The organism is Pseudopontixanthobacter vadosimaris (assembly GCF_012979275.1).
GTDB lineage: Bacteria > Pseudomonadota > Alphaproteobacteria > Sphingomonadales > Sphingomonadaceae > Pseudopontixanthobacter > Pseudopontixanthobacter vadosimaris.
The window spans coordinates 68,357-80,297 of record NZ_JABASZ010000037.1; the positions used below are offsets into that span (position 1 = coordinate 68,357).

Sequence of the window (11,941 nt, forward strand, 5' to 3'; positions counted from 1 at the left end):
TGCGGACCGCATGATGCGATCGGTCTGGTCGAAACAAAAGCAGCCCTGAGGCCGGATTGCGGGCGATCAGAGCCCGGCGACGAATTCCTTGTATTTCGCTTCGCTCATCAACCCGTCCAGTTCACCCATGTCGTCGATAGTGGCACGGAAGAACCAGCCTTCCGTTTCAGGGGCGGTGTTGACCAGCGCGGGATCTTCCTCGAGCGCAGGGTTTGCTTCGGTCACTTCGCCGGTGACGGGGGAATAGACATCGCTTGCCGCCTTGACCGATTCGACGACGGCGGCGTCCTTGCCCTTCGTCAGTTTCGTACCGGCTGCGGGCAGTTCGACGAAGACGATGTCGCCGAGCTGGCCCTGCGCATAATCGGTGATCCCGACAGTGGCGGCATCGCCATCGACTTCGATCCATTCATGGTCTTCGGTGTAATAGCGGCTCATCAGGCTTCTCCGCGATAATATTTGTGAGGAACGAAAGGCATGGGCGCGACACGGGCATCGAGCCGCCTGCCGCGCACGTCGAGAGTAAGTTCGGTGCCCTCGGCGGCATGTTCGCTGGCGACATAGGCCATGGCGACGGGATGGCCCAGCGTGGGCGAAAAGCCGCCGGAAGTGACGCGGCCCACCTGCGTTTCGCCATGCATGACCGCAGCGCCTTCGCGGGCGGGCAACCGACCGGACAGGACCAGCCCGACGCGGCGCTCGGCGCAGCCATCGGCAAGGCGTGTCACGCAGGTGCCATGCCCCATCCAGCCGCCGCTCTCCCGCCGCTTCTTCGACAAGGCAAAGCCGAGGCCCGCGCTGACCGGATCGGTTTCGGGCGACAGATCGTGACCGTAAAGCGGCAGGCCGGCCTCCAGCCGCAGCGAATCCCGCGCGCCCAGGCCGACCGGCTTCACGCGATCGTCGGCAATCAGCGCATCGGCGAAAGCTGCCGCGCCGTCCTCCGGCAGCGATATTTCGAAGCCGTCCTCGCCCGTATAACCGGCGCGGGAGACCCACAGCGGCACGCCCTGCCATTCAAACGCTGCCGCTGTCATGAAGGTGAGCTGGCGGGTGCCGGGCACCAGATTGTCCAGCACGGCGGCAGCCTTCGGCCCCTGCAGCGCCAGCAGCGCCCTGTCGTCATGCAGATTGAGAGTGATCGCATCGGGCAGATGTTCGCGCAGATGGGCGATATCGTCCCATTTCATCGCGCCGTTCACGACGATGCCCAGGGTCTGGCCCGTGTCGGAACCCAGATTGGTGACGATCAGATCGTCCAGAATACCGCCATCATCGTTCAGCAGCAGGGAATAGCGCATCCGGCCCGGCTTCAATCCGGCGATGTTCCCCGGCAGCAGCCGTTCCAGCGCGGTGGCCGCGTTCTCTTCCGCACCCTCGCCGCTCGAAATCGTCAGCTGGCCCATGTGGCTGACATCGAACAGCCCGGCGGATTCGCGGGTCCAGTCATGTTCGGCGACGATGCCGGTATATTGGATCGGCATGGAATATCCGGCGAATTCGACCATGCGCGCCCCATTGGCGCGGTGCCATGCATCCAACGGCAAAGTGCCCGTTTCGGGCGCTTCTGCGGTTTCTGTTTCGGTATCCATCGCGGCTTCATTCATTTGGCATCATCCCGACAACGCCGGCCACCTCCCGCGACAATGCGGAAATGCCGGACGATGCCCCCTCTGTCGGGAAGACCTGAGAGCTTGCCCCACGCGGCTGCAAAGCCTACGCAGGATTACCCCTTCGGTGGCGACGGAGACGACAAGCCCCCGGCGCGCTTTCCAGAGTGTCTGCCGATGCACGGTCCGTCGACCTGAGAGTTTCCGGGGCGGTTGCTCCTTCGGTGCCCTGCTTCCCCTTTCAGGATGCAGGGGCTCTCCCGCACATCGGCCGGAGAATCAATCTCCGGCGACGGTGCAGCCCTGCGGGAGTCCGGCGCGATAATCAATCAACTTCGTTCGCGGTGCCCTGTTTACCCCCGTCGGCATTCGTCAGCCGGACATGATCCAGCGGGCGCGGTCGGTGGTGCGGACCACATCGCCGCGCCCCGGCTTCGTCCACCGGTCATAATCGGATCGTTCGTCTGTATCGCCATTCCGGCGTCCCCCCTTCTTCGCATTCAGTCGAGATTGGGCCGGAGCCAGCGTGTCGCCTGCTCCATATCCACGTCACGGCGCTGCGCATAATCGCTCAGTTGATCCGCACCAATCCGCGCCACGCCGAAATACTGGCTTTCCGGGTGTCCGAAATAGAACCCGCTGACGGCAGCGGTCGGCCACATGGCGAAGCTTTCGGTGAGTTCCAGCCCGGCATTTTCCGGCGCATCGAGCAGGTCGAACAGGATCGGCTTCAAACTGTGATCGGGACAGGCCGGATAGCCCGGTGCAGGGCGGATGCCGTCATATTTCTCGCGGATGAGGTCTTCGTTCGACAAATTTTCGCCGGGCGCATAGCCCCAGAGTTCGGTCCGCACCTTCTGGTGCATGCGTTCGGCCAGGCTTTCCGCCAGACGGTCGGCGAGCGCCTTCAGCAGAATGTCGGAATAATCGTCATGGCCGGCGCGGAAGCGGGCGGAATGATCGTCGATGCCGTGAATGCCGACGGCAAAGCCGCCCAGCCAGTCGTCCTCCGTCGCCACGAAATCGGCGAGGCAGAAATTCGCTCGCCGCCTGTCCTCGGACCGGCTCTTGGCGACCTGCTGCCGCAGGAACGGCAGGCGCATTTCACCTTCGCTGCCCACCACCAGCACATCGTCGCCATCGCGCCGGGCAGGCCACATTCCGCACACGCCGCGGGCGGTGAGCCATTTTTCCGCGATGATCCGGTCGAGCATGGCCTGCGCATCGTCATGCAGCGCACTGGCGCTTTCCCCCACCACATCGTCCGTCAATATGGCGGGATAATTGCCTGCCAGTTCCCATGCGCGGAAGAACGGCGTCCAGTCGATCGTCTCGCGCAGATCGTCCAACGACCAGTCGGGAAAGACGTGAAGGCCGGGCTGCCGGGGCGCAGGCGGCTTGCGGTCCAGGTCGGGCTGGAAACCGCGCGCGCGTGCCTCGGCCAGCGGCAGCAGCTCCGACTGGCCCTTCTTCGCGCGGGCAATCCGCACCTTGTCATATTCGCCGGCCGTGTCGGCAACCAACCCGTCGCGCTGGGTGTCGGACAGCAGGCGACTAGCCACGCCGACCGCGCGGCTGGCATCCAGAACATGCAGCACCGGCCCGTCATAGGCGGGATCGATGCGGAGCGCGGTATGCACCTTGCTGGTGGTCGCACCGCCAATCAGCAGCGGCATGGTCATGCCGGCCCGCTTCATCTCTTCGGCCACGGTCTCCATTTCGTCCAGCGAAGGGGTGATCAGGCCCGACAGGCCGATCATGTCGGCATCCTGTTCCTTCGCCGTTTCGAGGATGGTGGACCACGGCACCATCACGCCGAGGTCGATCACCTCGTAACCATTGCATTGCAGGACCACGCCGACGATGTTCTTGCCGATGTCGTGAACGTCGCCCTTCACCGTCGCCATGACGATGCGGCCCTTGGGCCTGGCGCCTTCCTGCTTCTCCGCCTCGATATAGGGGATGAGGTGGGCGACCGCTTTCTTCATCACCCGCGCCGATTTCACCACCTGCGGCAGGAACATCTTGCCGCTGCCGAACAGATCGCCGACGACGTTCATGCCGTCCATCAGCGGACCTTCGATGACGTGGATCGGCCTGCCGCCTTCCGCCTCGACGCGGGCGCGCATCTCTTCCGTATCGGCGACGATATCGGCATCGATGCCCTTCACCAGCGCATGTTCGAGGCGCTTTTCCACCGCCCAGCCGCGCCATTCGGCCGCCGCCTTTTCCTCCGAGGCGATTTTACCGCGATAGCTTTCCGCGAGCGCGATCAGACGCTCCGTCGCATCGGGACGGCGCGCCAGGATCACGTCCTCGCAGGCGTCGCGCAGGGCGGGGTCGATCGTGTCGTAGACATCGAGCTGCCCGGCATTGACGATGGCCATGTCCAGCCCGGCCGGGATCGCGTGATACAGGAACACCGAATGCATCGCGCGGCGAACCGTCTCGTTGCCGCGAAAACTGAAGCTGAGGTTCGACAGCCCGCCCGAACAATGCACATGCGGGCAGCGCTGCTTGATCTCGGCCACCGCCTCGATGAAGTCGAGACCGTAGCGATCGTGTTCCTCGATGCCCGTTGCCACGGCGAAGATGTTGGGATCGAAGATGATGTCTTCGGGCGGGAAGCCGATGCCGGTCAGCAGGTCATAGGCGCGGGCGCAAATGTCGACCTTGCGCTGCCTGGTATCGGCCTGGCCGGTTTCATCGAAGGCCATCACGACCACGGCGGCACCGTGCATCATGCAGATGCGCGCCTGTTCCAGAAAACTTTCCTCGCCTTCCTTCATCGAGATGGAATTGACGATCGGCTTGCCCGATACGCATTTCAGCCCCGCCTCGATCACGTGGAACTTGGAACTGTCGATCATCACCGGCACGCGCGCGATATCGGGTTCGGCGGAGATCAGCTTCAGGAATGTCGTCATGGCGTGAACAGCGTCGAGCAGCCCTTCGTCCATGTTGACATCGATGATCTGCGCGCCGTTTCCCACCTGTTCGCGGGCGACCTCGACGGCGGCTTCGTAATCGTCGGCCAGGATCAGTTTCTTGAACCGGGCGGAACCGGTCACATTGGTGCGCTCGCCGATATTGACGAAGCTGGCGATGGCGGCGGGATGCTCCATCAGGCGGCCATGGTGAAGGGTTCGAGGCCTGCAAGGCGCGTCTTGCGCGGCGGAACGGGGATGGATCGCGGGACCAGCCCCTCGACCGCGCGCGCCATGGCGGCGATATGTTCGGGCGTCGATCCGCAGCAGCCGCCAAGGATGTTCACCCGCCCGTTCCGCGCCCATTCGCCGGTCAGTTGCGCCGTGGTTTCGGGCGCTTCGTCATATTCGCCCAGATCGTTCGGCAGCCCCGCATTGGGATAGGCCAGCAGCAAGGTGTCGGCGATGCCGGAAAGCAGCTGGACATGCGGGCGCAGCTGCTCCGCGCCGAAGGAACAGTTGAGGCCCACCGCCAGCGGATCGGCATGGCGCACCGAATGCCAGAACGCCTCCACCGTGTGACCGGACAGATTGCGGCCCGAAAGATCGGTCAGCGTCATCGAGATCATCAGCGGCACGTCACGGCCCAGATCACGGGCAAGCTCGCGCACGGCCATGATCGCGGCCTTGCAGTTCAGCGTGTCGAACACCGTTTCGACGAGGATGCAGTCCGCCCCGCCCTCGAGCAGCGCGGCGCTCTGCTGGCGATAGACGTCCTTTACTTCGTCGAAGGTTACCTCGCGATAGCCGGGATCCTCGACCTCGGGCGAAAGCGACAGCGTCTTGTTGGTCGGCCCGACCGCGCCCGCGACAAAGCGGGGGATGCCGTCGCGCGCCACTGCGGCGTCGACCTCTGCGCGGATGCAGCGCGCGGCAGCGATGTTAATCTCCTCGACCAGCGCCTCGGCCCCGTAATCGGCCTGGCTGATACGGTTGGCGTTGAAGGTATTCGTCGCCAGCACATGGGCGCCCGCGTCGATATAGGACCGGCAGATGTCACGGATGAGGCCCGGGCGGGTCAGATTGACGAGATCATTATTGCCCTTCTGGTCGCGGGAGAGATCGCATGATCCCCGGTAGCCCGCCTCGTCCAGACGGGCCCGCTGGATCGCCGTACCATAAGGTCCGTCCTTGATCAGGATGCGCGCCGAGGCGGCGTCGAGGAACTGCTGGCGGATGGTCATGAATTGTCCTCTTTCGCCGCGTCGTCCTGCGGCCGCATGCCGAGCATGTGGCAGATCGCATAGGACAGGTCGGCCCTGTTCAAGGTGTAGAAATGAAAGTCACGCACCCCGCCCGCATACAGCCTGCGGCAGAGTTCGGCGGCGATGGTTGCGGCGACCAGCTGGCGCGAGGCGGGGCGGCTGTCGAGTCCTTCGAACAGCCCGTCCATCCAGCCGGGAATCATTGCACCGCAGGCCCCTGCGAATTTGCGTGCCTGCGCCACATTGGTGACCGGCAGGATTCCCGGGACGACGGGGGCGGTGATGCCGCGCCGGTCCAGCCGGTCGCGGAAGCGGAAATAGGCTTCGGGTGAAAAGAAGAATTGGGTAATCGCCCGCGATGCCCCGGCGTCCAGCTTGCGCTCAAGATTGTCGAGGTCGCTTTCCGGGCAATCCGCATCCGGGTGCGTTTCCGGGTAAGCAGCAACCGAGATCTCGAAATCATGCAGCGCCTTCAGCCCGGCGACGAGTTCGGCTGCATTCCGGTAGCCATCGGGATGCGGGGTGAAGGGCGCACCGGGCGCACCGCTTTCGCTCGGCATGTCACCGCGCAGGGCGACGATGTGGCGCACGCCCTCGCTCCAATATTGCTGCGCGACCTCGTGGATCTCACCCTTGCTGGCATCGACGCAGGTGAGATGCGCGGCGGCGGGCAGGCCCGCCTCCCTGATGATGCGCGACACGGTGGCGTGGGTGCGCTCGCGGGTCGATCCGCCGGCGCCATAGGTCACCGAGACGAAATCGGGCCGCAGCGGCGCGAGTTCGGTAACGGCATCCCACAGGCTCGCCTCCATTTTCGCATTCTTCGGCGGGAAGAATTCGAAACTGACGTCGATATCGCCGGGCAGCGAGGCGAAAAGCGGATCGTCCAGAGCTGTCCGCGCCTCGCGCATCTGTTCAAGCGTCTGGCTCATCGGGATGCTTCCTTCACCATGCGGTCCTGCTCGCCCCTGGTCTGGTCGGGAGCCGGGCGGCGGGTTCCGGTCCAGATCTTCACGACCAGTTCGGCGCCATCCAGAGCGATCGGCGGTGCGGGGTCGTAACCTGCATCCCTCAGCAGGGCCGCAAGGCCGCTATCGGTAAATCCGAGGCGGGCGTGCTCGTGCCGGTCGCGCAATTCCTCGAAATCATGCGCTGCGAAATCGACGATGGCGATCCTCCCGCCGGGCCGCGTCACGCGGGCTGCCTCCGCCAGGGCGGCGGCCGGGTCCTGCGCGAAATGCAGCACCTGGTGCAGCAGCACCGTGTCGAATTCATGGGCCGCGAAGGGCAGGTCGGCGAAGTCGCCCTGCACCAGTTCCACCCCGTGCGCGGGCAGGTGCTGCAGCTTCGCCCGCGCGATGCGCAGCATTTCCAGGCTCTTGTCCAGCGCGACGATGTGGTCGGCCTGCGGCGCGAACAGTTCCGCCATGCGGCCGGTGCCGGTGCCGATATCGAGCAACCGCCCCAGCGGCCGATCGCCCATCGCATCCGCCAGCCGCTGCTCCACCAGCCGGTCGGGCGAATGCAGCTGGCGCAATTCGTCCCATTCCTCCGCATGAGCGGCAAAATAGATCTCGGCACTCTCGACCCGTGCGGCACGAATCGCGGCGAGGCGGCGGCGATCGTCCTCGCACTGGCGGTAAAAAGCCGCGTCTTCCTGTTCGGCAATCGCCAGCAGCCGCGCCACGGCGTCGCCCACCGGGCCTGCGCGGCCTGCACCGGGCTGAGAACCCGTTCCCATGCGCAGGAACACCCAGCTACCTTCGCGCCTGCGTTCCGCGAGGCCGGCATCGCACAATTTGGCGATGTGCTGCGACACGCGCGGCTGGCTCTGCCCCAGAACCTGCGCGAGTTCGCCAACGGCCAGTTCCATTGCACCCAGCAACCGCATGATCCTGAGGCGCGTCGGGTCGGCCAAAGCCCGCATGATGTTCTCAATCCGCATGCCCATCCTCTTATAAGCATATCATTATATCGGCAAGATTGAATCTCCTTGTTGCTGCGCCTGCGAAAAGAATTGCAGCCAATCTCGCAATTTTCATGTAAGGGCAGCTTCGAACCGAACGAGAATGGCGAATGGACGCGCGTGCTGGCCCCGGTGCCAGCGATTGCCCCCGAAGCCTGCACCCCGTTGTCCCGACCTACCCTGCCGGTCCCGCGCAAGCTATGCTGCTGCGGCCAACCTGCCCCATGCGAGCCTTTCCCATGCCTTTTTCCAAAATCTCTCCCGTCCTTGCCCAGTCCCTCGCCAACAAGGGGTACGAGGCCCTTACCGACGTTCAGGCTGCCGTGCTTGAAGACGGCACCGACGGCCGCGACATGGTGGTTTCCGCGCAGACCGGAAGCGGCAAGACCGTGGCCTTCGGCCTCGCCATGGCGGCCGAGCTGCTGGACGGCGAAGGGCGCGTGCCGCCGGTCGAAACGCCGCTGGCGCTGATCATCGCCCCGACCCGCGAACTGGCGCTGCAGGTCAGCCGCGAGCTAAGCTGGCTGTACCGCTCCGCCAACGCGCAGATCGCGACCTGTGTCGGCGGCATGGATGCGTCGAAGGAACGCCGCAACCTGCGCAGCGGTGCGCAGATCGTGGTCGGCACCCCCGGCCGGCTGCGCGATCATCTCGAACGCGGCGCGCTTGATCTCTCGGCCCTGAAGGTCATCGTGCTCGACGAAGCGGACGAGATGCTGGACATGGGCTTCCGCGAGGATCTGGAAGAGATACTGGACGCAACCCCGCAGACCCGCCGCACCCTGCTGTTCTCGGCCACGATGCCCGGTGCGATCGTCTCGCTTGCCAAGCGTTATCAGAACGATGCGCTGCGGATCACCACCGTGGGCAAGGATCGCGGCCATGGCGACATCGATTACAAGGCCGTCACCGTCTCCCCTTCCGAGGTGGAGAATGCGGTGGTGAACCTGCTGCGTTACCACGAGGCGGAAACCGCCATGCTGTTCTGCGCCACCCGTGACAATGTGCGGCGCCTGCACGCGACGCTTCAGGAACGCGGTTTCGCCGTCGTGGCCCTGTCGGGCGAACACTCGCAGAGCGAGCGCAACCAGGCGATGCAGGCCCTGCGCGACCGCCGCGCCCGGGTCTGTGTGGCGACCGACGTAGCCGCGCGCGGGATCGACCTGCCCAGCCTCAGCCTCGTCATCCATGTCGAGGTTCCCCGCGATGCCGAGGCCCTGCAGCACCGTTCTGGCCGCACCGGCCGCGCGGGCAAGAAGGGCACCGCCGTCCTGATCGTGCCCTATCCGCGCCGCCGCCGGGTGGAAGGCATGCTGCGCTCAGCGCGGATCGACGCCGAATGGGGCAACGCCCCCACCGCGAAGGAAATCCGCCAGCAAGACCGCGAACGTCTGCTGGAAACCCTTTTGGCCCCGATCGAGGTGGAGGATGAGGATCGCGAGCTGGCAGCACGGCTGCTGGAGGAAAAGTCTCCCGCCGATATCGCCGCCGCGCTGGTACACGCCCACCGTGCGAAGATGCCGCAGCCGGAAGATCTGATCGAGAACACGCCCGATGCGCGCCGCGCCGAGCAGGAGGAACGCCACCGCCCGGGTTTCGAAGACACGATCTGGTTCAGGATGGACATCGGCCGCCGCCAGAATGCCGATGCGCGCTGGCTGCTGCCGCTGATCTGCCGCCGCGGTCACATCACCCGTAACGAGGTCGGCGCAATTCGCATCGGCCAGGCGGAAACCTTCTTCCAGGTGCCCCGCAATATTGCCGACCGCTTCGCCGATGCGCTGGACCGCACCGCCGCCAGCGAATCGGACGAGGAAAATACGGTCCGCATCGTGCATTCCCCCGAAGGACCGCGCGAACAGGCGCGTGAGAATCGCAAGGGTAATTTCAAGGGCAAGCCCAAGGGGAAGTTCGCTGGCGGCGGATCGGGAGCAGGCGCGCGCGTCCATGCCAAGCCAGCCGATGGCAAGCCGTCGGGTGCGAAGAAGCACCGCAAGGGCGGTTTCAAGGGGCCGAAGACCGATGGCGGTCCCGGCGGGCCGAAGAAGGGCAAATTCGTGAACAGGAACAAAGGCCCGGCGTCCTGAGCGGGGGGCATGAAAGCGGCAGAGGCTAGCGGCTTGAGCGCAGAACTGCACATCTACGTCGATGCCGACGCCTGCCCGGTGAAGGAGGAGATCTACCGCGTCTCCGCCCGCACCAGGATCGGCGTGACCATCGTGGCGAATAGCTGGTTTCGCGTTCCGCAATCGCCGCTGATTACCCGCGAAGTGGTTTCGGACGGTTTCGACGCGGCAGATGACTGGATCGCGCAGCGCGCCCGTGCCGGCACCATCGTGGTCACATCGGACATCCTGCTCGCAGACAGATGCGTGAAGGCCGGCGCGGCGGTGCTCGCCCCCAATGGCAAGGCGTTCACGGCAGATACGATCGGCAGCGCAGTGGCCACCCGCGCCATCAAGGAGGATCTGCGCGCCGGAGCCAACCTCACCAATGCAGCCATCGGCGGGCCCGCCCCGTTCAGCAAGGCCGATCGCTCGGCATTCCTGCAGGCGCTCGATCGCGAGATTACCCGCCTGACGAAATGCTGAGTTAGCCTCACCAGGGTAGCAGCGCGTCCCGGCGGGGAAGCAGACTACCTCCGCGATCAGGCGACCGCTTCCCCGCTACAGGATCGAGAGCCTACCTTGCCTTGCCGCGATACCGTTCGTATTCCTCCCGGTAGCGGGCGTTGAGCAGCGCCTTGCCCGCCGGCGAGGTATTCTCGACCAGATCGGGCAGCCAACTGTTCTCTTCCTGGTAAATATGCTGCTGAACCGCGCTCTGCACATGCTCCAGCTTCTCGGCCCATTCCTTGCTCGATGGATCCATACGTTCCAGCTTGGACAGCTGAACCTTCGTCATCGCATGTTCCTCGTAAGCCATTCCGGCATGCGTCTTGCCGGAATCCTCCGAAACGATCGGGTACACGACCGCCTCCTCGGCATTGGCATGGCCCGTAAGTTCGATGGCCAGCCTGTCGAGCGCCGCCCGGCGCTGCTCGGGACCGGACGACGCCTTGGCCTCGCGGAAAAGCGCTTCGATCTGCTTGTGCTGTTCGACGATCATGCGCAGCCATTCTTCGCCGTGTGACAGCGCCTCCACCTTGCGGCGCGCTTCTGCACGGCTTTCATCCGATGCTGCCGGCGCGACTGCGGCGGCTATCTTGTCGAGAAATGACATGTTCGGCTCCTTTTGCTTGGCAAAGATAAAAATATCGCCGAAGCGGGGCGGTTCCCGTAAAAGCTGCGGGATCGCCGACCATGCGGCGAGACGAGCCTGCACGGGATCGTGCTCCTCTCACCTGGTTTGCCGACCAGATTGCGGAGCACTTTACTGGGCCGTCAGTCTTGGCAATTGCCCGCCCAGCGCCGTGCTCGCCGCGAGCCCTGCCCTGCGCATGGCTTCAAGAGCCGGCACTCTCTCCTCTCCGCCATTTTGCGACAGTGCAATTGCCGTCTCCATGGAAACAGCATCGGCGGCGAGGAACTTGCGGATGGCGCCGATCAGGGCGACGTCGCGGACCGGCCCCGCAGCGGTCGATGCGACATCGCGGCAGGCATCGTCCAGGATGCCTGTGGCCCACAGATTACGCTCGCCACGTGGTTCCTTCAACATCCCGGCCAGGCTGACCGCTTCTTCTGCGGATCGTGTTACGAGATTGCCGAAGATGGTTCGCACCTTCGCATCGCGAGTGGCCGAAGCAAGCTCGGGCAGCCGCTCCATCACCGCGACCCGCCCTTCACGCAGATCCTTCAGTGCAACCACCAGCAATTCGTCGAGACTTGTCGCCGTCATGCCTTGCTATCGCGCAGCGCCTGCCTTTGTTCCCGCTCGCTTCCCGGCCGGGTCCGGCAGCCTGCGGATGCCATGGCGCCATGTGCAGACTGCGATCGGCAATCAGAGGCGCAAGCCGTCTTCCGCTCGAAGAGCCGCGGGCAAGATTCAGCTGCAGCGCATGGCCGAACGGCTATGCCGCTACATGCTCGAATCTGCCCTGCCTGCTGAAGGAAAGTGGTGCCGCTTAGGTGATTCGAACACCTGACCCCATCATTACGAATGATGTGCTCTACCGACTGAGCTAAAGCGGCCCAACTGCCAGGTGGCGGCTCTACAGAGGCGGCGGTTTGCCCG

General features: G+C 64.7%; 10 protein-coding genes, 1 tRNA gene and 1 riboswitch. Of the genes, 2 read left to right on the plus strand and 9 right to left on the minus strand.

Features of this window, described 5'->3' with window-relative positions; translation table 11 throughout:
* Positions 1 to 66 precede the first annotated feature (66 nt).
* From gcvH to HG250_RS09365, 6 genes are all read right to left on the minus strand, one after another.
* Positions 67 to 438: a glycine cleavage system protein GcvH gene (gcvH, locus tag HG250_RS09340; RefSeq protein ID WP_170004968.1), complete on the minus strand. Its 372-nt coding sequence runs from the start codon at positions 436 to 438 to the stop codon at positions 67 to 69.
* On the minus strand, positions 438 to 1,592 hold the full coding sequence (gcvT, locus tag HG250_RS09345; protein WP_170004970.1) for a glycine cleavage system aminomethyltransferase GcvT: 1,155 nt from the start codon (positions 1,590 to 1,592) through the stop codon (positions 438 to 440). The genes gcvH and gcvT overlap by 1 nt, the downstream gene beginning before the upstream one ends.
* A 190-nt stretch (positions 1,593 to 1,782) precedes the next feature.
* Positions 1,783 to 1,883: riboswitch (glycine riboswitch) on the minus strand.
* A gap of 227 nt (positions 1,884 to 2,110) precedes the next feature.
* Positions 2,111 to 4,735 carry a methionine synthase gene (gene metH / locus HG250_RS09350; protein WP_170004972.1) on the minus strand — a complete coding sequence of 875 codons (2,625 nt, stop codon included), beginning with the start codon at positions 4,733 to 4,735 and terminating at the stop codon, positions 2,111 to 2,113.
* The gene (locus tag HG250_RS09355; RefSeq protein WP_170004974.1) at positions 4,735 to 5,781 is read right to left on the minus strand and encodes a homocysteine S-methyltransferase family protein; all 1,047 of its coding nucleotides are present in this window, start codon (positions 5,779 to 5,781) and stop codon (positions 4,735 to 4,737) included. The genes metH and HG250_RS09355 overlap by 1 nt, the downstream gene beginning before the upstream one ends.
* On the minus strand, positions 5,778 to 6,734 hold the full coding sequence (metF, locus tag HG250_RS09360; RefSeq protein ID WP_205763590.1) for a methylenetetrahydrofolate reductase [NAD(P)H]: 957 nt from the start codon (positions 6,732 to 6,734) through the stop codon (positions 5,778 to 5,780). Before metF ends, HG250_RS09355 begins: the two co-directional genes overlap by 4 nt.
* Entirely contained in the window at positions 6,731 to 7,747 is a 1,017-nt protein-coding gene (locus HG250_RS09365) for an ArsR/SmtB family transcription factor (protein WP_170004976.1), read from the minus strand. The genes metF and HG250_RS09365 overlap by 4 nt, the downstream gene beginning before the upstream one ends.
* A gap of 260 nt (positions 7,748 to 8,007) precedes the next feature.
* On the opposite strand from HG250_RS09365, the gene HG250_RS09370 reads away from it, so the two are divergent.
* Together HG250_RS09370 and HG250_RS09375 are read left to right on the plus strand one after the other, a co-directional pair.
* On the plus strand, positions 8,008 to 9,855 hold the full coding sequence (locus tag HG250_RS09370) for a DEAD/DEAH box helicase (protein WP_170004978.1): 1,848 nt from the start codon (positions 8,008 to 8,010) through the stop codon (positions 9,853 to 9,855).
* Between the two features lie 9 nt (positions 9,856 to 9,864).
* Positions 9,865 to 10,359: a YaiI/YqxD family protein gene (locus HG250_RS09375; RefSeq protein ID WP_170004980.1), complete on the plus strand. Its 495-nt coding sequence runs from the start codon at positions 9,865 to 9,867 to the stop codon at positions 10,357 to 10,359.
* A gap of 91 nt (positions 10,360 to 10,450) precedes the next feature.
* On the opposite strand, the gene HG250_RS09380 is transcribed toward HG250_RS09375, so the two are convergent.
* The 3 genes from HG250_RS09380 to HG250_RS09390 form a co-directional block, all read right to left on the minus strand.
* Entirely contained in the window at positions 10,451 to 10,990 is a 540-nt protein-coding gene (locus HG250_RS09380; protein WP_170004982.1) for a hemerythrin domain-containing protein, read from the minus strand.
* A 150-nt stretch (positions 10,991 to 11,140) separates the two neighbouring features.
* On the minus strand, positions 11,141 to 11,605 hold the full coding sequence (locus tag HG250_RS09385; RefSeq protein ID WP_170004984.1) for a hypothetical protein: 465 nt from the start codon (positions 11,603 to 11,605) through the stop codon (positions 11,141 to 11,143).
* Positions 11,606 to 11,822: 217 nt separating this feature from the next.
* Positions 11,823 to 11,898 (minus strand) — tRNA-Thr (locus HG250_RS09390).
* Between the last annotated feature and the right edge of the window lie 43 nt (positions 11,899 to 11,941).

Coding starts and splice junctions, on each gene's coding strand:
- gcvH (WP_170004968.1), bottom strand. CDS start 438: ATGAGCCGCTATTACACCGAAGACCATGAATGGATCGAAGTCGATGGC.
- gcvT (WP_170004970.1), bottom strand. CDS start 1,592: ATGGATACCGAAACAGAAACCGCAGAAGCGCCCGAAACGGGCACTTTG.
- metH (WP_170004972.1), bottom strand. CDS start 4,735: ATGGAGCATCCCGCCGCCATCGCCAGCTTCGTCAATATCGGCGAGCGC.
- HG250_RS09355 (WP_170004974.1), bottom strand. CDS start 5,781: ATGACCATCCGCCAGCAGTTCCTCGACGCCGCCTCGGCGCGCATCCTG.
- metF (WP_205763590.1), bottom strand. CDS start 6,734: ATGAGCCAGACGCTTGAACAGATGCGCGAGGCGCGGACAGCTCTGGAC.
- HG250_RS09365 (WP_170004976.1), bottom strand. CDS start 7,747: ATGCGGATTGAGAACATCATGCGGGCTTTGGCCGACCCGACGCGCCTC.
- HG250_RS09370 (WP_170004978.1), top strand. CDS start 8,008: ATGCCTTTTTCCAAAATCTCTCCCGTCCTTGCCCAGTCCCTCGCCAAC.
- HG250_RS09375 (WP_170004980.1), top strand. CDS start 9,865: ATGAAAGCGGCAGAGGCTAGCGGCTTGAGCGCAGAACTGCACATCTAC.
- HG250_RS09380 (WP_170004982.1), bottom strand. CDS start 10,990: ATGTCATTTCTCGACAAGATAGCCGCCGCAGTCGCGCCGGCAGCATCG.
- HG250_RS09385 (WP_170004984.1), bottom strand. CDS start 11,605: ATGACGGCGACAAGTCTCGACGAATTGCTGGTGGTTGCACTGAAGGAT.